Below are 21,457 nucleotides of genomic sequence, written 5' to 3'. Positions count from 1 at the left end.
CCAAGTCGGCCACCTGGTCCGAACCGAAAGGAAAACCATGAAGAAAAAGCTGGCCGCGGTGGCCCTGTTCGCCGCGTCTGCTGTGGCACTGTCGGCCTGTGCCGGCAGCCCTGCCGCAACGACCTCGTCAACGGCACCGGAGCCCTCGACGAGTTCAAGCCCGACCGACACCGCCGCTCCTGCCTCAACCCCCCAGGACATCACGTTCTGGCTGATCGGCAGCGACACTCCCAAGGACCTGCGCGACTACCTGGTCCAGACCTACAAGGAGAAGAACGGCGGCACCCTGACCATCGAGGAGCAGACCTGGGGTGACATCATCGCCAAGCTGACCACCTCGCTGCCCGACTCCAACAACACCCCGGACGTCACCGAGATCGGCAACACCCAGTCGCCGACCTTCACCAACGTGATGGCTTTCTCCGACATCTCCGACATGTACACCGAACTGGGCGGCGACAAGCTGCTGAACTCGTTCGTCGAGGTCGGCAAGGTGGACGGCAAGAACTACACGCTGCCGTACTACTTCGGCTCGCGCTACATGTTCTACCGCAAGGACCTGTGGAAGGCGGCCGGCGTCGAGGTCCCCACGACCCTGGACGAGTTCAACGCCGCGGTGAAGACCATCACCGAGAAGAACCCGAACAAGATCAAGGACTTCTCCGGCTTCTTCATCGGCGGCCAGGACTGGCGCAACGGCATCTCCTGGGTCTTCGCCAACGGCGGTGACCTCGCCAAGAACGAGAACGGCCAGTGGACCTCCACCCTGTCCGACCCGAACACCATCAAGGGCCTGACCCAGCTGCAGGAGATCCAGAAGGACGCCTCCAAGGCTCCCTCCACCGCCCGCGATTCCAGCCCGTGGCTGTACATCAACGACGCCGACGTGCTGAAGGAAGACAGCAAGGATCCGGACAAGGTCACGGGCAAGACCTCGCTGGCCGCCGCCACCATCATGGCTCCGGGCTGGGCGCACTGGTCGATCGGCGACCTGGTGAAGAACGACGAGGGCAAGGAAGTTCGCCAGTGGAACGACGACACCTTCGGTGTCTTCGCACTGCCGGGCAACGACGGCAAGCCGGCCCCGGTCTTCGCCGGCGGCTCCAATATCGGCATCTCGGCCAAGAGCCAGCACCAGGAGGGTGCCCGCGATCTGCTGCGGATCATCTACTCCGCCGACTTCCAGAAGATGCTGGGTGGGGCGGGCCTCGGCCCGGCCAACTCCGACTACGTCTCCGCCCTGGGCGACGACCAGTTCGCCAAGGCCCTGATCGAGTCGGCCAGCAACTCCAAGCTGACCCCGGCCGCTCCCGGCTGGGCAGCCGTCGAGGCCTCCCAGAAGCTGGAGGAGTTCTTCGCCAAGGTGGCCGAGGGTGGCGACATCGCCAAGCTGGCCGCTGAGTACGATGCCCAGCTCACCCCGATGCTGAACGGCAAGTGATCTCCTAACACCACGGCAAGGCCCCGCCCGCCTTCCGTCCCCCGCGGACGGCAGGACGAACGGGCGGGGCCTTGCCAAGCCCGGATCCACCCGGGACACTGCCTCAACTCCCTGCCCAGCGTGCCCCGCAGAAAGAGCAGCCCATGACAGCCACCCAGACCCGGCCGGCCAGGCCCCGGGCCGCGACGAAGAAGGCACGCCCCAGCGGCACCAGCCGACTGGCGCCGTACCTGCTCATCCTCCCGGCGGTCGCGATTCTGCTCTTCGCTCTCGGCTACCCGCTGTACTGGCAGATCGTCACGTCCATGCAGTCCTTCGGGCTGGCCCAGCAGTTCGGCCAGCCGCCCGAGTTCGTCGGGCTCGAGAACTACGCCAGCATCTTCGGCGACGCCGAGATCTGGTGGGTGATCCTGCGTTCCCTCATCTTCTGCGTGGTCAACGCCGCGCTCACCGTCCTGATCGGCACCCTGCTCGCCCTGCTGATGAACGCCGTGGGGAAGATCATCCGGCTGGTGCTGCAGATCGCCATGCTGATCGCCTGGGCAATGCCGGTGGTCGCCACCATGACGATCTTCGTGTGGCTGTTCGACTGGTACCGCGGCGTTGTCAACTACTTGCTCGGGCCCGACTTCGCCGGCCACAACTGGCTGCAGAACCCGCTCAGCTTCTACGGGGTCGCCACCATCATCGTGGTCTGGATGTCGGTCCCCTTCGTCTCCTTCTCGGTGTACGCCGGCCTGACCCAGGTGGACACCGCGGTGATCGAGGCCGCCCAGATCGACGGCGCGACCGGATCCCAGCGCTTCTTCCACATCATCATGCCGATCATCCGCCCGGTGATGATGATCGTGCTGCTGCTGCAGTTGATCTGGGACCTGCGGGTGTTCACCCAGATCAGGATGCTGCAGGACGCCGGCGCCACCCCGAGCGAGACCGACCTGCTGGGTACCTTCATCTACCGGATCGGCGTCGGCTCCGGCGACTTCGGCATGGCCTCGGCGATGTCGATCTTCGTCCTGCTGCTGACCATCGTGCTGTCCGCCTACTACGTGTTCCAGCTCCTCAAGGAGGACAACTGACATGGCCGCATCCACCGCCATCAGCGATCGTCCCCGCTTCCATCTGGGCAAGTTCCTGCTCAGCCTGCTGGCGATCGTCGTCGCCCTGATCTGGATCTTCCCGGTCTACTGGATGCTCAACTCGGCGCTGCTCCCGAACGCCGTGCTGCAGTCGGCCACCCCACGGTTCTTCCCGTTCGGCGGTTCGCTGGACAACTTCGTCGCCGTCCTCAGCGACGGCAAGTTCCTCGGTGCGCTGCAGATGAGCGTCACCGTGACACTGCTCGCGGTGGCCGTCACCCTGCTGTTCGCCTTCATGGGTGCGCTGGCGATCAGCCGGTTCAAGTTCCGTGGCCGCACCACCTTCGTGCTCGCCCTGCTGTTCATCCAGATGCTGCCGGCCGAGGGCCTGTTCATCGCCCAGTACAAGATGATGAGCTCACTCGGCGAGGTCACCGGCGGGGTGATCGGGCTCAACAACGTGCTGGGCATCTCCCTGCTCTACATCGCCGCGGTGGTGCCGTTCACCGTCTGGATGCTGCGCGGCTTCGTCGCCGGCGTCCCTGCCGACCTGGAGGAAGCCGCCATGGTGGACGGCTGCAGCCGCACCCAGGCCTTCTTCCGGATCACCTTCCCGCTGCTGGCCCCCGGGCTGGTTGCCTCGGGGGTGTATGCCTTCCTGCAGTGCTGGAACGAGTTCACCGTCGCCCTGGTGATCCTGCAGAAGGAGGACGCGATGACCCTGCCGCTGTGGCTGCGCACGTTCATCCTGCAGAGCGCCAACCGCGCCACCGACTGGGGCCAGGTGATGGCCTCATCCACCCTGGTGGCGATCCCGGTGATCATCTTCTTCCTGATCGTCCAGGGACGGCTCACCTCAGGCCTGGTCGCCGGAGCGGTGAAGGGCTGACCGTGGCAGCTCACCAGCGGGGCGCCTTCAGCCTCGGCCTCGACATCGGCGGGACGAAGACCCACGGTCTGGTGCTCGACCCGGCCGACCGGGTGCTCGCCGAGGTCGTCCACCCCACCCGGCGCGGGCCGGACGGCATCCGCGCCACCGCGCTCGAGGTCGCCGGCTGCCTGGCTGATGGCCTGGGCATCCAGCCGGCTGCGTTCAGCTCGGTCGGCATCGGCATCCCGGGGATCGTCGACCACACCAACGGGCTGGTCGAGACCGCGGTCAACCTGGACATCGAGCGGACCGACCTGGCCGAACTGCTGGCCGACGGCTTCACCGTCCCGGTGCGGGTCGAGAACGACGTCAAAGCCACCGCCCTCGGCGCGGTGGTCATCCTCGGCACCCGCCCGCGTGACCTGTGCCACGTCAACCTCGGCACCGGGATGTCGACCGCCGCAGTGGCCGGCGGACGGCTGATCCGCGGTGACCGCAACGGCGCCGGCGAACTCGGGCACTTCGCGATCGATCCCGCCGGGGAGCGCTGCGGTTGTGGCCAGCGCGGCTGCCTGGAGACCTTCGTCGGCGGCCGCCACCTGACCGCCCGGCTGGCAGGCCTCGGCCTCGACCTGGCCGGGCTCGGCACTGCCGTCGGCCCGGTCGCCACCGCCGAACGCGATCGGCTGGTGGGGGCGCTGGCGACCGGCCTCACCCTGGTGGTGATCAGCTACGACTCGGCAGCGGTGACCCTGGGCGGCGGTGTGCTGCGGACCGCCGACTGGCTGCTGCCCGCCGTCCGGCAGACGCTGACTGAACGGGCCGCATCATCGTCCTTCCTGGCCGGGCTCCGGGTGGCCGACCGGCTGATCGTCCTTCCCGGCGACGTCCCGGTCGCCGCGATCGGTGCCGCCGTGGTAGGACGGAAGAAAGGGCTTCACGCCCGTCACGACCTTGTCAGGAGCCAGTCATGAACGCGAGCAGCACGAACCCGGCACCGGCCGGCGCCCGTCCCTGCAAGGCGGTGGTGCTGGCGGCCGGACACGACGAGGCCACCCGCGACCTGCTGCTGCGCCCGCTGGCCGGCTCCTCCGTGCTGGAGCAGACCCTGGCCAATGTCACCGCGGTGGTCCCGCGCCAGGACGTGATCATCGTCGTCGCCGAGCACGACCCGGCCGTCCGCGAGTACCTCGGCGAGGGCTGGAACTACGTGGTGCAGACCGTGCAGGCCGGCACCGGCGATGCCGTGCGCTGCGCCCGGTTCGAGCTGGAGGGCTTCGACGGCGACGTGCTGATCGCCTACGGCGACACTCCCCTGCTGCGCTCCGCGTCCCTGCGCGGGCTGCTGTGGCGGCACCGGCTCAAGGCCGCCCAATTCTCGCTGCTGACCGCCGTCCTGGAGCAACCGCTGAGCTACGGCCGGATCGAACGCGACGACGCCGGGCGCATCCAGGAGATCGTCGAGGCCACCGACCTGTCGCCCACCACCACCCAGATCACCGAGGTGAACGTCGGTGCGTACGTGGTGGACAACGGCCTGCTCATCCCCGAACTCGACGCCATGGCAGAGGCCGGCGAGCATCGGCTCACCGAGCTGGCCGAGCGCCTGATCGACCAGGGACGCGAGGTCGCCTCCTATGCGATCGTCGATCCCGACGAGGTGCAGGGGATCAACACCGACGGCGAGCTGCAGGCGGCCGCCGACATCGTGCTGAAGCGGCTGTTCGCCCCGCAGCACGCCATCGAGACCGGGGAGATCGCCTTCGGGACCGGCGGTTGGCGGGCGCTGATCGGCGAGGGCTTCACCATCCACAACGTCCGCCGGCTGTGCCAGGCGATCGCGAACGAGGTGGCCCGGCGCGGTCTGGAGCAGCAGGGCGTGGTGATCGGTGGCGACCGGCGGTTCCTGTCCTGGGAGTCGGTGGTGGCAGCGGCCGAGGTGTTCGCCGGCAACAACATCGACGTCCAGGTCCTGCCCGACGACGTCCCGACCCCGCTGGTCACCTTCGCGGCACCGTACCTCGGCACCGCCTACAGCCTGATCTTCACCGCCTCGCACAACCCGCCGCAGTGGAACGGGCTGAAGGTCTTCCGGGCGGACGGCTCCCTGCCGCTGCAGGACGAGACCGACGCCTACACCGCCGAGGCGAACTCGCTGCGCCAGGCCGACGTGGTGGCGATCGACTTCTCGCTGGCCCGGGCGGTCGGGCGGGTGAAGGAGATCGACCTGACCAATGCCTATGTGGACGCCATCGAGCAGATCGTGGACGTGAACGTGATCCGCTCGGCCGGTCTGCGGGTGATCGTGGACGCGATGTACGGCACCTCGCAACTGACCCTCGGCACTATCCTGTCCGACGCCCGCTGCCGGACCGAGTTCATCCACGAGCGTCACAACCCGCTGTTCGGCGGACGGTCGCCCGCCCCCGACCCGGAGCGGCTGTCGACGCTGATCGACATGGTGAGGTCGTCGGGTCGCTATGACCTGGGGATGGCGACCGATGGCGACGCCGACCGGATCGCCATCATCGACGAGCAGGGCCGCTACATCTCCACCAACGACCTGCTGCTGCTGGTCTACTGGTATCTCCACGAGGTGCGCGGCGAGCGCGGCGGAGTGGTGCGCAACCTGGCCACCACCCACCTGCTGGACCGGCTGGCGGAGTCCTTCGGAGAGGAGCACCGGGAGGTTGCGGTCGGCTTCAAGCACATCACCGCGGGCATGGACGCGATCGGTGCCGTGCTGGGAGGGGAGAGCTCGGGCGGTCTGACCGTCCGCGGCCACATCAAGGGCAAGGACGGGATCTTCGCCTGCGCCCTGGTGGTGGAGATGCTGGCGCGGACCGGCAAGCGCCTCGGTGAGCTGCTGGACGACGTCTACGCCATCACCGGACGGCTCCACCAGGTGGAGACCGGCGTGCCCGCCACTCCCGACATGCGAGTGGAGCTGCCCCGGCGGATGGCCGCCGCGGCACCCACCCGGGTGGCCGGCTACCCGGTCGACCACATCGACTCCTACGACGGCATCAAGATCTACCTGGAAGGGGGTGCCTGGGCGTTGCTCCGGTTCAGCGGTACCGAGCCGGTACTCCGGATGTTCGTCGAGGCCGAAACCCCCCAGAAGGCCGCCGAGCTGATCGCTTGGCTGGAGGACTTCGCCTCCGGGACGGGGGACGGTTCCCCGGCCCGCTGACCTCGTCTCCGCTGGGACGGGGGACGGTTCCCCGGCCCAACCCGTCGCCGCGGGACCGCGGGACGGTTCCCTGGCCCGGCCCCAATGAACGACAAGGAAGGACCGCATGCGCTACGGCTACTTCGACACCGACCACGACGAGTACGTGATCGACCGGGTGGATGTGCCCGCGTCCTGGATCAACTATCTGGGCGTGAAGGACTGGTGCACGGTCATCAACCAGAACGCCGGCGGCTACTCCTTCTACCGTTCCAGCCAGACCGGACGGGTGACCCGGTTCCGTCCCAACGGCGTCCCGCTGGACCGTCCCGGCCACTACCTGTACCTGCGCGACGACGCCGACGGCGACTACTGGTCGGCGTCCTGGCAACCGGTGGGCAAGAAGCTGCGAGCCCCGGAGGGCGACCCCGCCCCCGGGGACGCCCTGGCCCCGACCAGCGCGACCGACGCCGACGCCGTCTATCGCACCCGCCACGGGCTGAGCTACTCGGTCTTCGAGTCGAGCTACCGCGGCATCGAGGCCAGCCAGCGGATCTTCGTCCCGGTGAACGACGACGTCGAACTGTGGGACGTGACGGTCACCAACACCTCCGCCGTGCCCCGCACGCTGAGCCTGTTCGGCTACGTCGAGTTCAGCTACCACTCGGTGCAGATCGACAACGAGAACTTCCAGATGTCGCTCTACGCCTCCGGCTCGGACTACGCCGACGGCATTGTCGAGTACGACTTCTACTACGAGCCGTGGACGTACCACTACTTCACCGCCACCCGCGAACCCGACGGCTTCGACACCCTGCGCGACTGTTTCATCGGCCCCTACCGCACCGAGACCAACCCGCTTGCCGTCGAACGCGGCGCCTGCTCGGGCAGCCAGGGGACGACCGGCAACCACTGTGGCGCCCTGCAGCACAAGCTCACCCTCGCCCCGGGTCAGACCGCCCGGTTCAGCTATCTGCTCGGCTACGGGAACCGGACGGCCGGCGCTGCGCTGCGCGACCGCTACGCAACTGCAGCGGCGGTCGACGAGGCCATTGAGGAATTGGCCCGGTATTGGCAGGCCAAAAAGTCGGTGTTCACCCTGCGAACCCCGTCCGAGGCGATGAACACCCTGCTGAACAGCTGGACCCTGCTGCAGGCCGAGACCTGCGTGGTGTGGTCGCGGTTCGCCTCCTTCGTGGAGGTCGGCGGACGGGTGGGCCTGGGCTATCGCGACACCGCCCAGGACATCATGAGCGTCGTCCACACCAACCCCGGCAAGGTCCGGCAACGCATGGAGGAACTGCTGCACGGGCAGATGTCGTGGGGCTACGGGCTGCACCTGTTCGACCCGCTGCTGTTTGCCGAGAGCCAGCGTCCCGACATCCCGGTGGGGGTCAAACTGCCGACGGTCGTGCCCGGCAAGGCCGGCGACCTCGTCCACGGACTGGCCGACGCCTGCTCCGACGACCACCTGTGGCTGGTGCCGTCGGTGATGGAGTACCTGAAAGAGACCGGTGACCTGGCCTTCCTCGACCAGGTGATCCCGTTCGCCGACTCGGAGCTGAGCCTTGCCGAGCGGGCGGAGGTGATGGGCGCCGACGCCGCCGGACGGTTCGACGCCGCCCCGGCCACCGTGTACGAACACCTGCGCCGGGCGATCGAGTTCACCGCCGAACAGGTCGGGGACAACGGCATCGCCAAGGGCCTGCGGGCCGACTGGAACGACTGCCTCAACCTCGGCGGCGGGCAGACCTCGCTGGTGAGCTTCCTGCACGCCTGGGCGGCCCAGGCCCTGGCCGAACTGGTCGAGCATCGGGCGAAGGCGGGACACGGGGGCGGTTCTGCCGTCCCGGACTGGACGAAGGAACTCGCCCGGCTGCAGGAGATCATCGCGAAGCTGGCCCAGGACACCAACCGCGAACTGTGGGACGGCGACTGGTACCTCCGCGGCTACACCCGAGACGGAGTGAAGATCGGCTCGGCGGCCAGCCCGGAGGGAAGGATCTTCCTGGAGCACATGCCCTGGGCGGTGATCTCGGGGATGGCGCCGGCCGACCGTGGCACCCGCGCGATGGATGCCGTCGCCGAGCACCTGGCCAGCCCGTATGGCACCCACCTGTGCTGGCCCAGCTACACCACTGTCGACGACACCATCGGCTACGTCACCCGGGTCTACCCCGGCGTCAAGGAGAACGGCTCGATCTTCAGCCACCCGAACGCCTGGCCGATCATCGCCGAGACCATCCTCGGACGGGGAGCCCAGGCAATGGCCTACTACGACGCGCTGGCCCCGTCGCGCCAGAACGACAACATCGAGGTGCGCGGCGCCGAGCCGTACGTCTATGCCCAGTTCCTCTACGGCCGCGACCACGAGTACTACGGCAAGGCCCAGAACCCCTGGCTGACCGGCACCGCCGGCTGGATGTACACCGCCGCGACGAAGTACATCCTCGGCATCCGCCCCGGCTTCGACTCCCTGGTGATCGACCCGTGCATCCCGTCCGACTGGGACGGGTTCACCGCCACCCGGCAGTGGCGCGGCGCGACGTACGAGATCGAGATCCGCAACCTTGCCGGCGTGGCCGCCGGTGTTGCCTCGGTCGAACTGGACGGCGTCCCCGTCGCTCCGCAACCCGACCCACAGCGCGACCGCCTGGTGGCCCGGCTGCCACTGCCCGCCCCGGGTGGATGCCACCACGTGGTGGTCACCCTCGGAACCGCTGTCGCGAGCTGAGCTGCCTCGGCAGGCCTCGCAACCCTCGTTGGTGTCGTCCTCTCGAGAGTGAAGGTGGGGCGCACTGCCGACCCTTCGCCCCACCCTGACCGCCGGCGCGTCGGACGTCCGCCCGCGCCCGTCCCCCATCGAACGCCACCCTTCGAGCACTGACCGCCTGCCATCGCGCCGAGCGCCACTCCCGAGGGTCGAGCGCTCGGCGCGATGGCAGGCGCGCGGCGTCACCGCCGAGATTCGGCCTCCCCGAGGGCGCGCAGCAGGAGGCGGGTGTTGGCGTAGCAGACGGTGCCGATCACGAACGGGGCGAACTGCCACAGGCTCAGCCAGGCCAGCACCGCCGGCACGCCGGCGGTGACCGCGATGATCAGCAGGCTCCAGCCGGGTGCCGCCGCCGCGGACGTGGCGGCCTGCCGCAGCCCGGGTGGGCGTCCGCCTGCGCCGCGGACGTGGAACCGTCCGGCCAGGCCGAACAGGTAGCTGGCCAGCGCGATCGCCACCGCCGCAAGCAGCATCTGGACGACAGCCAGCGCGATCGTGACGGCCGTCCGCTCCTGCACCACCAGGTAGTAGTAACTGTTGAAGCCGGCCAGGCCCGCCACGGCGACCAGGAGCAGGCCCGGCAGCGTCACCATCCGGAAACTGGCCCGGAAGGCGTCCCAGAACGGACGGACGTACTCGCGGCTGCCGTCCTCGAGATGAGCGACCAGCGTGGCGTACACCCCGACGGTGGCAGCCGGCAGCGTGACAATCGGCCACGCCAGCAGCAACCACAGTGCCGACAGCAGGCAGATGTAGGCAAGCTCGCCCCCCACCCGGAAGACCTTGTCGGTCAGATCCTCGTGCGGAGGCTGGCCGGGACGCGGAGCAGTCACCCCGCGGTCAGCGATCCCTGGGCGATCATGCGCCCATTCTTGCGCGAGAACAGCATCAGCGCATCGCCGTCGAGATCAACCCGCACCTTCTGCCCGATGGCGTAGATCGCGCCGCCGAAGATCACGCCGGTGAGCAAGTAGTTGCCGATCCGCACCCGCACCGTGGTCTCCATGCCGGTCGGCATCGACGAGTACACCTCAGCCTCGAAGGCACCGCCGTCCCGGATCTCCAGGAACTCCGGCCGCACCCCCACGACGAAGTCCCGGTCGGTCCAGGCCACGTCGTCGCCGGTGTCCTCGGGTTCGGTGACCAGCGCCACGTGGTAGTGGAAGTTGGACTCCTTGTTCTCCTTCTCGACCGCGCGGGGCTGGGCGAGCTTCTGCTGCTCGGCCCGGGCCAACTCCTCGTCGCGCCCGGCCTCGTCGGCGAACCACTGCGCCAGATCCACCGGCTGCCGGGGCCGGAAGGTCAGCTGGTGGCCGTCGAAGGCGGCCAGGCCGACGCTGCCGTCAGGACGCTGGGCACCCTGGGCATCGATGAAGTTGATCGACGGGTTGCCGACGAAGTCGGCCACGAACAGGTTCGCCGGCTTGTTGTAGACGTCCAACGGCTGGTCGTACTGCTGCAGCACGGCATTGTCGAGCAGGCAGATCCGGGTGGCCAGGGTCATCGCCTCGCCCTGGTCGTGGGTGACGTAGACGAAGGTCGAGCCGGTCTCGATGTGCAGCCGCTGCAGCTCCGAACGCATCTCCAGCCGGAGCTTGGCGTCCAGATTGGACAGCGGCTCGTCCATGAACAGCACCGTCGGCTCGGGGGCGAGGGTGCGGGCGATCGCCACCCGCTGCTGCTGGCCGCCGGAGAGTTCGCTGGGGTAGCGGTCCATGAACGGCCCGATCTTGACGATCCGGGCCACCCGGCGGACCCGCAGGTCGATCTCCTCGGCGCTCAGCTTCCGCTTGACGGTCTTCACCGTCCCGTTCGCATCGGTCACCTCGAAGCGGGTGTTGAGCTGCTCACCGGCCGCCTGGTGTCGCGCCCGAGCGGCCTCCAGCTGGGCCGCGTACCTGGCCGTGGTGGCCTGGACGGCCGCCGCCGGGTCGGAGGCGGTGTGCAGGCCGAGCCCGAGCAACTCCTTCGCCGAGGACAGCGAGATCTGGTAGTTGTCGATCAACCGGATCCGCGCCTTGGCCACGTCCAGCACGCCCTTGACGTCCTTGCAGTCGGCGATCGCGTCCCGCAGCTCGGACGGCCGGGCGGTGGCACGCACCATGCCGGCCGCCTTCACCGCCTCGTCGTCGATGACCGGCAGTTCCTCGTTGATATTGGCCAGACCGAAGGCGATGTTCTTGTAGATCGTCATGTTCGGCCACAGTGCGTAGTTCTGGAACAGGAAGCCCACCCGGCGCTTGTTCGCCGGGACGTCGATCCCGCGGGCGGAGTCGAAGACCACCTGGTCGCCGATCGTGATCCGTCCGCTGGTCGGGGTCTCCAGGCCGGCAATCATCCGCAAGGTCGTCGTCTTGCCACAGCCGGACGGCCCCAGCAAGGTGACGAAGGCATTGTCGTCGATCACCAGCGACAGGTCGTCGACACCGTAGAAGCCGCCCCAGCGCTTGGTGACATGGCTCAGTTCGATAGTGGGCATGTTCAGTTCCCTCCAAGACCCTTGTCCAGGCTGGCGCCGGTGAGTTTGTTGACCAGTGAGTTGAAGATCAGGATGATCACGATCAGGATCAGGTTGATCGCCGACGAGAAGGCGTACAGCCCCATCTCGTCGAAGTAGTCGAGCATCGTGGTGACGATCTGCGTCTGGGAGACCAGCAGCATGAACAACGTCAACTCCCGCAGCGTGCTCATGAACGGCAGCATGTAGCCCGAGATGATCGCCGATTTCTGGATCGGGATGATGATCCGCACCATCCGCTTCCACCACGGGATGTTCTGGATGATCGCCGACTCCTCGATCTCGCCGGAGAGTTGCAGCATCGAGTTCAGTGCGGCCCGGGAGGCGAACGGGATGTACTTCACGGTGCCGGCGATCACCAGCAGCAGCAGGGTGTTGAAGATGCCCAGGTTCGACCCGAAGATGAAGAAGGCGACGCCCACCGCCAGGGACGGCATCAGGTAGGGCAGGAAGGCCATGTTGTTGACCCAGTTGGCCCACCTGCTGCGCCGGTTCTTCGCCACGCTGTAGCCGACCAGCAGACCGATCGTGCCGGCACACAGGGCGGTGAACACCGCCACGATCAGCGTCCGTCCGACAGCTCCCCAGATCAAGGAGTTGAACAGGATGCCGTACTGGCCGAACATCGCCCCGTCGTTGTTGTCGGTGGTCAGCCACCACTTGGTGGTCAGATTCGACGGGTCGCCGGTCTTGAGGAAGCTGTAGTCGCCCGGGTTGGGCAAGAAGGTCTCGAAGGCGAACGCCAGGATCGGGTAGATGGAGGTGAACAGCGTTGTCAGCAGGAAGATCACCGCGATCACCCGGCTGCCGACCGCCCCCAGGTTGACCCGGCTGGACTGGCCCGACTTGCCGGTCACGGTGGTGTAGCTGCGGCGGCTGGACGTGCTCAGCTGGTTGGCCACCATCAGCGCGATGCCGAACAGCATCATGGTGACCGCCAGGATGGACGCCTGCCCCTGCCGGTTGACGTTCATCTGGACGTACTTGGTGGCCAGGGTGGTCAGCCGCAGGTAGTGCGGCACCGGGTAGGAGCCCATCGCAGAGGAGAAGACCAGCAGGGTGGTCGACAGCACCGCGGGGGTCACCATCGGCAACGTGATCCGGGTGAAGGTCTTCCAGCGCGGGGTGTTCAGGATGGTCGCCGCCTCTTCCAGGTTGGCGTCCATGTTGCGGAAGATCGCACCGATCAGGATGTAGGCGAACGGCGCGTAGTGCATGGCGAGCACCAGCCCGGACGGGACGATGCCCTCCGCCAGCCAGCTCGGGGTGTGGATGCCGAAGACGTAGGCCAGCAGGCCGTCCGAGCCGCCGGAGATCTCCCGGGAGGTGAACAGGTTGTCCCAGACCACCGCCAGCGTCCACTGCGGCATGATGTAGGGGAAGATGAAGATCGCCGACAGGTACTTCTTGAAGGCCAGGTTCGTCCGGGTCACCAGGTAGGCGAAGAAGCCGCCGTAGAGGATGGCCCCGGCGCAGGCGATGATCGCCATCACCACGGTGTTGACCAGCGGCGTGACGAAGTTGACCATCACCAGCCGGCCGCCGAACAGATCCTGCCAGTTCAGCAGGGTGAACCCGCCGCCGGCGCCGGTCGGGTCGTCCACCGAGCCGGCGTGCACGGTGACCGTGTCGAGCAGGATCATTGCCAGCGGGGCCAGCGTCGAGATGGTCAAGACGATGCCCAGAACCAGCAGTACCGCGTTCCACGGCTTGGAGAAGTAGGTGGTCAGCCTGCGAAGCCGGACGGAGAACCCGCCGGGCGCGGGACCCGCGACGGCTGCCTGCACCGTGCTCACAGTGGCTCCTTCCTGGCGAAGTTGGTGGTCGGCCCCGTCCCCGCCGTGGCAGCGGGACGGACGGCCTGGCGGGCACCTGCCCGGCGCCCGCTGGTGAGGGGACCGGAGACCGGCCCCCTCACCGCTGGATCAGTCGGCTACTTCTTGCCGCCGACGATCATGTCGATCCAGTCGCCCAGCACGGGAGCGACCTCGGAGGCGTACTTCGGATCCTCCAGCACCAGGCGTCCGCCGTCGTCGGAGATCCACCAGTCGTGACCCTTGTCGTTCAGTGCCGGGAACTCGGTGCCGCCGTCAGCGGTGTGGTCCTGGTTGATGTTCGGGTTGGACGACCAGCCGCCGATGTCCTTGCCCCAGGCGTTGAAGCCTTCCTTGGTGGTGGCCATGAAGGCGTTGAAGGCCATCCCGGTCCACGGCAGCGGGCTGGTCTTGGGGATCATCAGGTAGTGCTTGTAGCCGTAGCCGCCGAAGCCGGCGTAGCCGTCGGTATAGGCGGCAATGTCGACGTTCTTGTTCGAGGACGACGCAGACTCCTCGATCGAGCGCAGCTTGGAGTAGACCAGCAGACCGGTCTGGCCGGCAGCCGAGGTGGTCACCAACTGGTTGGCGATCGGGCCGTCGTCGGTCTGTTCGTTGTACTGCTGCGCGAACAGCTTCACCCAGGCCAGGCCGTACTTGGCGTTGTCGCCGGTGATGCCCAGGCTCTCGGCCTCCTTGGCCATCTCCTCGATGGTCGGCTGGAAGGCGGACTGCTGGTCGGCCGGGAGCGCGTCGAAGGCGGTCTTGAGCAGGGTCGAGTACTTGTCCTGGGTGAGCATGTACAGGAAGTTCTTGCCCACCGGCTCGGAGTTCACACCCATGAACAGCGGGCTCTCGCCCGGTGCCACGAACTGCCACACGTTGGTGTAGGTCTTGCTGCCCAGGTTGTTCACCATGAAGACCTTGGAGATGGTCTGGAGCGACAACGGCGTGCCGTCGGCCTCGACGTTGACCCCCTGGGCCTCCTTCCACTCCTTGGGGATGAAGTTGAGCAGGGCGCCGGTGTTGATCATCTTGGACTGGATCTGGTTGCCGTCCTGGATCAGCGTCATCGAGTAGGTATGGGTGGACGAGTTGATGTCGGCGTTGAGGGTGGTGAAGATCGAGTTGTTCTTCGGCTGCGACCACTCGATCTGGCCGTTGTAGCTCGGGTCGATCTGCTGCAGGGCGGCGATGAACTCGGTGGCAGCGGCGGCACCCCGGCTGGAGTTGCCGATGCCGTACATCGTCTTGCCCTTGGACTCCTCGATCGCCTTCTTGAACAGTTCTTCGCTGCTCATCCCCTCGGCCTGGGTGATCAGGGCCTGGGTGGCCTTCGAAGCCTCGTCGTTGGCAGCGGGTTCCGACCCGCCGCCACAACCGGCGAGCAGGGCAAGGCTGGCAACGACTGCCAGCGAGCCCAGGAAGCGGGTTCTCGTCATCTGTGGGGACCTCCTCGTCACGAACACCGCGGTCTCAGGGGGCAACTCGCCGGCGGCGAACAGCCATGTCTGCCTGGTGGTGTTGCGGCGAGCCTAAGACCGGCTGGCTGCGGCAATTCCAAAGGTGACAACACTGTCACCATTCGTGATCGACCGGTAACAAACCCGGTCCGATCGACTGGCAGACTTTGGCGGGTGACGCCAGACGAACTGCCCCTCCCCCGCGCCGTGCTGTGGGACTACGACGGCACCCTGGTCGACACCCAGCCGATCTGGATCGAGGTCGAACAGGAACTCGTCGCCCGGCACGGCGGGACCTGGACCACCGGGCAGGCCCACGCCGCGATCGGCCTTGGCGGCGCCGAGGCCAGTACCCTGCTGGCCGAGGCAATCGGCGACCCCGCTCTCACCCCTGCCGCCGTCGAGCAACTGCGCGCCCACGGCGTGGCCGAACGGGTGCGGGCCGAGGGCGTGACTCCCCGTCCGGGCGTGGCTGCGCTGATGGACCGGCTGGCGGACGCGGGGATCCGCTGCGCCCTGCACACCGCCAGCCCGCAGCACGTCGTGCAGCCCGGGCTGGACCGGTTGCCGCAGACCTGGTTCGCCGCCGTGGTCACCGGCGACCAGCTCACCCGGGACAAGCCCGACCCCGAGGGCTACCTGCTGGCCGCGTCCCGACTGGGCGTGGCGGCCGCGGACTGCCTGGTGATCGAGGACTCCGACGCCGGCGCCGAATCCGGCCGACGAGCCGGGGCCGCGGTGCTGGCTGTACCGAGCGTCGCCCGGCTCACCCCGCATCCCGGCCAGGTGATCCGTCCCTCCCTCGAGGGGCTGGACATCGCCGAACTCGGCCGGATCTACCGCGAAGCGTTCGCCTCCCGCTGACCGGCTGCCGGTCCGTCCGCCCTCAGCTGCCCGACGGCGTGCTGCCGTCCTCAACCACCAGCGCGTACTCGGTGCCGGTGGGGGTGCGTTCCAGCAGCTCGGCCTCGACCAGCAGGCGCCGCAATGTGGCCACGTCGTCGTCGAAGGCCGCCAGCCGCTCACCCAGTTCTTTCTCGGTGACCACCTCGCCCACCACCAGCACCCGCGTGGCAATCAGCCGCAGCAGTTCCTGCCGATCACCCGGCCGGGACGGTAGCCCGATCAGCCGTCCGGACGGTGAGAGGAACCGCTCGGCACCCTCCGGCCGCGGCCGGGCGTTCTCCTGCAGCAGGGCACGCAACGCATCGACGTCCACCACCCCGTCCCGCACCAGCCCGGCCTCGGCCAACCGCGCCAGTCCACGCTGCGCCTGCTGCCCGGACGGCGTCGCCTCGGTCTCGGCGACCACCCGGGCAAGGGCCCGCCGGGTGTCCGGGTTGGCCAGCATCGCGATCACCGTGCGCCACTCCATAGGTTCAGCCTAGGGACGCGCCCGTCGACTCGCACCCCCGCGCCATGCGTCGCCGGTACGCGTCGGCCAGCGCTCCCGGAGGCGGACGTCCGGCCGGACGCGGTACCGTGGGAGGCGTGCCCGAGCCCTACGCAGTCGTCGTCGGCGGCGCGGCAATGGACGTGAAGGCCCGCAGCGCCGCGCCGGTGCGGATGCAGACCTCCAACCCCGGCACCGTCACCCAGACCCCGGGCGGGGTGGGCCGCAACATCGCCGAGGGGATCGCCCGGCTGGGCAGTCCGGTCCACCTGGTGGCAGCTGTCGGGGAGGACTCCGCCGGCAACGCCCTGGCCCAGCAGGCGCGCACGGCCGGAATTGGTGTCGGGCACCTGGTTCTGGTCCCCCATCCGACCGGGAGCTACCTCGCCCTGCTCGACCACGACGGCGAACTGGTCGTCGCGGTCTCCGATTTCGCCGCCACCGACGCGCTGACCACCGCAGGCCTGGCCGGTTCGCGCGAGCTGATCGCCGATGCTGCTGTCGTGGTGGTGGACGCGAACCTGTCTGCCGAGGTGTTCGCCTGGGTGCTCCGGACCGCCACCGATGCCGGCGTCCGGGTGGTCTTCGAACCGGTCAGCGTTGCCAAGGCCGCCCGGCTCGCCCACCTGGTGCAGCCGGCGGTCCCGATCTTCGCCACCACGCCCAACACCGACGAACTTGCCGCCCTCGCCGGCCGGCCCGTCGGCACCCTCGACGAGCTGATCGCCGCCACCCGGCTGCTGCACGACCGGGGGATCGCCAACGTCTGGGTGAGCCGCGGCGTCGCAGGCAGCCTGCTCAGCACCGACGGCGAGGTCACCTTGTTGCAGGCCGGCCCCACCGAGGTGGTGGACGTCACCGGCGCTGGCGACGCGCTGACCGCGGGCTTCGTCCACGGCCTGCTCACCGGGGCGGACGTGACCTCCGCCGCCCGCCTCGGGCACCGGGTGGCAGCTCTCACGGTGGCCAGCCGGCACACCGTCCGTCCCGATCTGGCCACGGCCGTGGCCGAGTCCCTCACCACAGGAGTCACCCGATGACCACACCGCACCCGATGCTCAAGCTCGCCGACGAGGTCCGCCAGGCGCTGGCCGACGGCCGCCCCGTGGTGGCACTGGAATCCACCATCATCAGCCACGGCATGCCGTACCCGAAGAACGTGCAGACCGCCCGCGAGGTCGAGGACATCATCCGCGAGGGCGGTGCCGTCCCGGCGACCATCGCCGTCCTGCACGGCATCCCCCGAGTAGGGCTGGACGACGACGAACTGGATCTGCTGGGTTCCGACGAGCACGTCCGCAAGGTGAGCATCCGCGATCTGCCGTATGTGATCGCCCGCGGCGAGCACGGCGCCACCACCGTCGCCTCGACGATGCGGCTGGCCGCGCTGGCCGGCATCCGGGTATTCGTCACCGGCGGGCTCGGCGGCGTGCACCGCGGCGCCGAGGTCAGCATGGACATCTCGGCCGACCTGATGGAACTCGGGCTGACCGACGTCGGGGTGGTGAGCGCCGGCGTGAAGTCGCTGCTGGACATCGGCCGCACCCTGGAGGTGCTGGAGACCCTCGGCGTCCCCGTGGTGAGCGTGGGCTCGGACGACTTCCCGTCCTTCTACTCCCGCTCCTCCGGCTTCGACTCCCCGCTGCGGCTGGACACCCCCGACGAGGTGGCCCGGGCGATGAAGGCCAAGTGGGAGCTCGGCCTGGCCGGCGGCATGGTGATCGCCAACCCGATCCCGCAGGCGGACGAGATCCCCGAGGAGCAGATCGGCGTACTGATCGCGAAGGCGGTGGCCGAGGCCGACCAGCTCGGCATCACCGGCGCGGCGATCACCCCCTACCTGCTGGGCCGGATCGTCGAGCTCTCCGGTGGCGACTCGCTGCGCGCCAACATCGCCCTGGTGAAGAACAACGCCCGCCTCGGCGCCGCGATCGCGGTCGCCTACGCCGCCCTCTGAATCGGCCACGCACCGCGGCCGGTTCGCCGGAACCGTCCCCGCCGAACGCGCACCGGGAGTTCGCGGCGGCCGGCGGACGGCGACGCCTCCACCTCGTGGCGCCCTACCACAACGACACCGGTCGATGTTTTCCGGATCGTGTATCAGAAGACGCTTGCCGTGCTCTTGGTAGTTGTGAGCACAATGGTCGCCATGAGCGCCCCCGATCGGTCGCGCCCGGAACACGATCCCGCGGGCCTGTCCGATCTTCCCGCCGCGCCGGTCGACGCCACCCGGTGGGAGCTTGCCGCTGCCCTCTTCCGGCGCTGGCAGGGCGGCGACTCCCGGGCGGTCGACGACCTCGTCCGGCTGCTCACCCCCACGCTGTGGCAGGTGGCGCGATCCTATGGTCTGGATCGCGAACTGGCCGAGGACGTGGTGCAGTCCACCTGGCTCGCGCTGGTCCACAGCCGAGACGCCATCACCGAGCCGCAGGCCGTCTCCAGTTGGCTCATCACCACCGCCCGGCGAGAGGCCTGGCGGGTCGGCAGGCTGCAGCGCCGCGCCGACGTCTCCGAGACCGAACACCTGGAGCCGCACCTGGCGACCAGCCCGTCCGCCGAACAGGTGGCGGGGCAGACCAGCACCGCCACGCAGCTGTGGACGGCGGTCAACCAGCTCACCGAACGTTGCCAGCGCCTGTTGCGCGTGGTCGCCTTCGAGGACCGTCCCGACTACGCCCGCCTGGCCACCGACCTGGAGATGCCGGTCGGCAGCATTGGGCCCACCCGGCAGCGCTGCCTGGCCAAGCTGAAAACGCTGCTCGCCGAGGGGGAGCCCGATGGCTGGTGACCTCGACGACGAACTGCTGATGGAGAATCTCCGGCTGCTGTGGCTGGACGCCGACCCGGCGCCCGACGACCTCGCCGACCGGATGGTGGCCAGTGTCGCCATGGCGGACTTCACCCGCGAGTGGGAGGTGCTCGCCCTGGTCGAGGACGCCCAACTGGGCGCCGTCCGCGGCGAGGCCGACACCTCCACCCTGCAGTTCAGCGACGGTGTGACCAACGTCCTGCTGCACGTGGCGGCCGCGACCCGCGACCGCCGCAGGGTTGACGGCTGGGTGGACTCCACCCCGCTGGAGATCCGGCTCAGCCAGAACGACAGATCCTGGCAGGCGGTCGCCAACGACTCCGGCAGGTTCGCTTTCGAGACGCTGCCACGAGGGGTCGCACGGCTCCGGCTGGTGGTCCGCCGGCCGGACGGCTCGCTGCGCGATTTCGAGACGCCACAGTTCGAGGTCTAGCGTCCCCGGCGACGGTGCCGGGGCGTGGTCGGGAGAGAGGGAACGATGACAGGCACCGGGAACGAGGACGTGCCCCAGCTTCGGGGATGGACCTGGCAGGATCGTGCCAAGGGGTCGATCCCGGTCGGGGCGACGCTCAACCCGCTCAACGAGCCGCTGGACGGGCTGGAGGTCTTCCCGACCGCCTACGTCCCCGACCGGCTGCTGCTGACCGAGAGCCTCCAGGGCGAGGATGACCCCTATCAGGTTCTCGAGGAAGCGGCGGCGGCCTTCGGCTGGCGGATCAGCCCTCAACTGCTGGACGGCACCCCGCTGCCCACCGAGAACCACTATCCGGAGCCCCGCTTCCCACAGGCCCCGGTCACCATCCGGCTGCGGATCACCTCGTCAGACCAGGCCGGGCAGGAGTCTCCCGCTCCGCCGGACGCCTGGCGGGTGCTTCAGCGCGCCCGCCGGCTGCGGTACCTCGCCCGGTTGCGCGCGGAGGGCACCGACCCCGACCAGGTCGAGCAGCCACGGCTGGAGCGTGCCGATCTGCTGCCCGGGGTGGGCCTGGAGCACATCGTGTCAATCGATCCGGTGGGGCTGAACGCCTTCACGCACACCAATCCCTTCACCCATTCCAACCCGTACACCCACTCCAACCCCTACACGCACTCCAACCCGTACACCCATTCCAACCCCTTCACCTCCAGCAATCCGGCCGACGAGTACTGCCTGCCGGGGTCGGGGGGACGGACGCCGGTAGCCTGGCTGGGGCCGGCGCCGGTGCGCTGCAGCGACAAGGCGGTCAGGGGCCGCCGTCCGGTCGTGGCCATCCTCGACACCGGCTGCGGGAAGCACGACTGGCTGCCCCCCGCGATCGTCGACCGCCACGTCACCCTGGACGGACGGCCGGTCGGGCTGAGCGGGCCGGCGAACCCCGAGCTTCACCCCGATCTCTACGGCCCGCTGGACGGCCAACTCGACCCGGTCGCCGGGCACGGCACCTTCATCGCCGGCCTGGTGCGCCAGCTGGCGCCCGATGCGGACGTGCTCGCGATCCGGGCGGCGGATGCGCTCGGAGTGGTGGAGGAGAGCACCCTGCTGGCGATCATCGAGGACCTGGGCGTGCTGCTGGCCCGGTACCGCGCCCGCCGCCGGGGTGGACGGCCGATCGACGTGCTGAACCTGTCGCTGAGCTACTACCACGAGACGCCGCAGGACGGCGCCTACAGCCTCGGCCTGTACCTGCTGCTGGCAGCCCTGCGGGCACTGGGCTGCACGGTGGTGTGCTCGGCAGGCAACGATGCCACCGACCGTCCCACCTTCCCGGCCTCGCTGTGGCCGTGGCCGGGGGCCGACAACGGGCTCACGCCAGACCCGGCAGGCTACGCCGACCACCTCTCGGTGGGTGCGCTCAACCCCGGCGGCCACGCGGCGGCGTTGTTCTCCAATGTCGGGCCCTGGGTGAAAACCTGGGCGATCGGCGCCTCGGTGATCAGCACCAGCCCGGCCTTCCAGGGCGGGCTGCAGGCCACCGCCCGCGACGATGCCTACCAGCTTCGCCGGGAGACCCAGGATCCCGACGACTACCGCGGCGGGTTCGCAATCTGGAGCGGGACGTCGTTCGCGGCACCGGTGGTCGCCGGCGCCGTTGCCGCCGAACTCAGCACGCCGCTGATCGCCGGGGACCATGCCGACGACGCCAC

Annotated in this window: 17 protein-coding genes; 12 read left to right on the top strand and 5 right to left on the bottom strand. The window is 68.7% G+C overall.

What is annotated here, in order from left to right; genetic code table 11:
• Positions 1-37: 37 nt before the first annotated feature.
• From VB080_RS11835 to VB080_RS11810, 6 genes are all read left to right on the top strand, one after another.
• Complete coding sequence (locus tag VB080_RS11835) at positions 38-1,441, top strand: extracellular solute-binding protein (protein ID WP_323418657.1); 1,404 nt, start codon at positions 38-40, stop codon at positions 1,439-1,441.
• 143 nt (positions 1,442-1,584) lie between these two features.
• Positions 1,585-2,520 carry a sugar ABC transporter permease gene (locus VB080_RS11830; protein ID WP_323418656.1) on the top strand — a complete coding sequence of 312 codons (936 nt, stop codon included), beginning with the start codon at positions 1,585-1,587 and terminating at the stop codon, positions 2,518-2,520.
• Between the two features lies 1 nt (position 2,521).
• A complete protein-coding gene (locus tag VB080_RS11825; RefSeq protein WP_323418655.1) occupies positions 2,522-3,409 on the top strand; it encodes a carbohydrate ABC transporter permease in 888 nt (295 codons plus the stop codon).
• Positions 3,410-3,411: 2 nt separating this feature from the next.
• A complete protein-coding gene (locus VB080_RS11820) occupies positions 3,412-4,365 on the top strand; it encodes an ROK family protein (protein WP_323418654.1) in 954 nt (317 codons plus the stop codon).
• On the top strand, positions 4,362-6,584 hold the full coding sequence (locus VB080_RS11815; RefSeq protein WP_323418653.1) for a sugar phosphate nucleotidyltransferase: 2,223 nt from the start codon (positions 4,362-4,364) through the stop codon (positions 6,582-6,584). The genes VB080_RS11820 and VB080_RS11815 overlap by 4 nt, the downstream gene beginning before the upstream one ends.
• A 106-nt stretch (positions 6,585-6,690) precedes the next feature.
• The gene (locus VB080_RS11810) at positions 6,691-9,297 is read left to right on the top strand and encodes a GH36-type glycosyl hydrolase domain-containing protein (RefSeq protein ID WP_323418652.1); all 2,607 of its coding nucleotides are present in this window, start codon (positions 6,691-6,693) and stop codon (positions 9,295-9,297) included.
• Positions 9,298-9,518: 221 nt separating this feature from the next.
• Here the strand turns inward: VB080_RS11810 and VB080_RS11805 are convergent, their stop codons facing one another.
• From VB080_RS11805 to VB080_RS11790, 4 genes are all read right to left on the bottom strand, one after another.
• A complete protein-coding gene (locus VB080_RS11805) occupies positions 9,519-10,169 on the bottom strand; it encodes a YesL family protein (protein WP_323418651.1) in 651 nt (216 codons plus the stop codon).
• The gene (locus VB080_RS11800) at positions 10,166-11,815 is read right to left on the bottom strand and encodes an ATP-binding cassette domain-containing protein (RefSeq protein ID WP_323418650.1); all 1,650 of its coding nucleotides are present in this window, start codon (positions 11,813-11,815) and stop codon (positions 10,166-10,168) included. Before VB080_RS11800 ends, VB080_RS11805 begins: the two co-directional genes overlap by 4 nt.
• Positions 11,816-11,817: 2 nt before the next feature.
• On the bottom strand, positions 11,818-13,650 hold the full coding sequence (locus VB080_RS11795; RefSeq protein WP_323418649.1) for an iron ABC transporter permease: 1,833 nt from the start codon (positions 13,648-13,650) through the stop codon (positions 11,818-11,820).
• Between the two features lie 137 nt (positions 13,651-13,787).
• Positions 13,788-15,110 carry a hypothetical protein gene (locus VB080_RS11790; protein ID WP_323418648.1) on the bottom strand — a complete coding sequence of 441 codons (1,323 nt, stop codon included), beginning with the start codon at positions 15,108-15,110 and terminating at the stop codon, positions 13,788-13,790.
• 195 nt (positions 15,111-15,305) lie between these two features.
• Here VB080_RS11790 and VB080_RS11785 point away from each other — a divergent pair, with 195 nt between their 5' ends.
• Positions 15,306-15,995 carry an HAD family phosphatase gene (locus VB080_RS11785; protein WP_323418647.1) on the top strand — a complete coding sequence of 230 codons (690 nt, stop codon included), beginning with the start codon at positions 15,306-15,308 and terminating at the stop codon, positions 15,993-15,995.
• A gap of 22 nt (positions 15,996-16,017) precedes the next feature.
• Here VB080_RS11785 and VB080_RS11780 read toward each other — a convergent pair whose 3' ends face one another.
• Complete coding sequence (locus VB080_RS11780) at positions 16,018-16,506, bottom strand: DUF2087 domain-containing protein (protein WP_323418646.1); 489 nt, start codon at positions 16,504-16,506, stop codon at positions 16,018-16,020.
• 116 nt (positions 16,507-16,622) lie between these two features.
• Here VB080_RS11780 and VB080_RS11775 point away from each other — a divergent pair, with 116 nt between their 5' ends.
• The 5 genes from VB080_RS11775 to VB080_RS11755 form a co-directional block, all read left to right on the top strand.
• Complete coding sequence (locus tag VB080_RS11775; protein ID WP_323418645.1) at positions 16,623-17,564, top strand: carbohydrate kinase family protein; 942 nt, start codon at positions 16,623-16,625, stop codon at positions 17,562-17,564.
• Positions 17,561-18,481, top strand: coding sequence for a pseudouridine-5'-phosphate glycosidase (locus VB080_RS11770; RefSeq protein WP_323418644.1), 921 nt, complete (start codon positions 17,561-17,563; stop codon positions 18,479-18,481). The genes VB080_RS11775 and VB080_RS11770 overlap by 4 nt, the downstream gene beginning before the upstream one ends.
• A gap of 192 nt (positions 18,482-18,673) precedes the next feature.
• The gene (locus VB080_RS11765) at positions 18,674-19,312 is read left to right on the top strand and encodes a sigma-70 family RNA polymerase sigma factor (protein ID WP_323418643.1); all 639 of its coding nucleotides are present in this window, start codon (positions 18,674-18,676) and stop codon (positions 19,310-19,312) included.
• Positions 19,302-19,766 (top strand): hypothetical protein, encoded by a 465-nt coding sequence (locus VB080_RS11760; protein ID WP_323418642.1) that lies wholly within the window; start codon positions 19,302-19,304, stop codon positions 19,764-19,766. Before VB080_RS11765 ends, VB080_RS11760 begins: the two co-directional genes overlap by 11 nt.
• A 45-nt stretch (positions 19,767-19,811) precedes the next feature.
• A partial coding sequence (locus VB080_RS11755) for a S8/S53 family peptidase (protein ID WP_323418641.1) occupies positions 19,812-21,457 on the top strand: 1,646 nt, incomplete at its 3' end.

Origin of the sequence: Propionicimonas sp. (assembly GCF_034927565.1) — a bacterium.
In the GTDB taxonomy this organism is placed as follows: Bacteria; Actinomycetota; Actinomycetes; order Propionibacteriales; family Propionibacteriaceae; genus Propionicimonas.
This window is presented reverse-complemented; position numbering and strand designations above follow the sequence as displayed.

Bases quoted from the DNA above. Each gene is read 5' to 3' on its own strand.
- VB080_RS11835 (WP_323418657.1), top strand. From the start codon at position 38: ATGAAGAAAAAGCTGGCCGCGGTGGCCCTGTTCGCCGCGTCTGCTGTG.
- VB080_RS11830 (WP_323418656.1), top strand. From the start codon at position 1,585: ATGACAGCCACCCAGACCCGGCCGGCCAGGCCCCGGGCCGCGACGAAG.
- VB080_RS11825 (WP_323418655.1), top strand. From the start codon at position 2,522: ATGGCCGCATCCACCGCCATCAGCGATCGTCCCCGCTTCCATCTGGGC.
- VB080_RS11815 (WP_323418653.1), top strand. From the start codon at position 4,362: ATGAACGCGAGCAGCACGAACCCGGCACCGGCCGGCGCCCGTCCCTGC.
- VB080_RS11810 (WP_323418652.1), top strand. From the start codon at position 6,691: ATGCGCTACGGCTACTTCGACACCGACCACGACGAGTACGTGATCGAC.
- VB080_RS11800 (WP_323418650.1), bottom strand. From the start codon at position 11,815: ATGCCCACTATCGAACTGAGCCATGTCACCAAGCGCTGGGGCGGCTTC.
- VB080_RS11790 (WP_323418648.1), bottom strand. From the start codon at position 15,110: ATGACGAGAACCCGCTTCCTGGGCTCGCTGGCAGTCGTTGCCAGCCTT.
- VB080_RS11780 (WP_323418646.1), bottom strand. From the start codon at position 16,506: ATGGAGTGGCGCACGGTGATCGCGATGCTGGCCAACCCGGACACCCGG.
- VB080_RS11770 (WP_323418644.1), top strand. From the start codon at position 17,561: ATGACCACACCGCACCCGATGCTCAAGCTCGCCGACGAGGTCCGCCAG.
- VB080_RS11765 (WP_323418643.1), top strand. From the start codon at position 18,674: ATGAGCGCCCCCGATCGGTCGCGCCCGGAACACGATCCCGCGGGCCTG.
- VB080_RS11760 (WP_323418642.1), top strand. From the start codon at position 19,302: ATGGCTGGTGACCTCGACGACGAACTGCTGATGGAGAATCTCCGGCTG.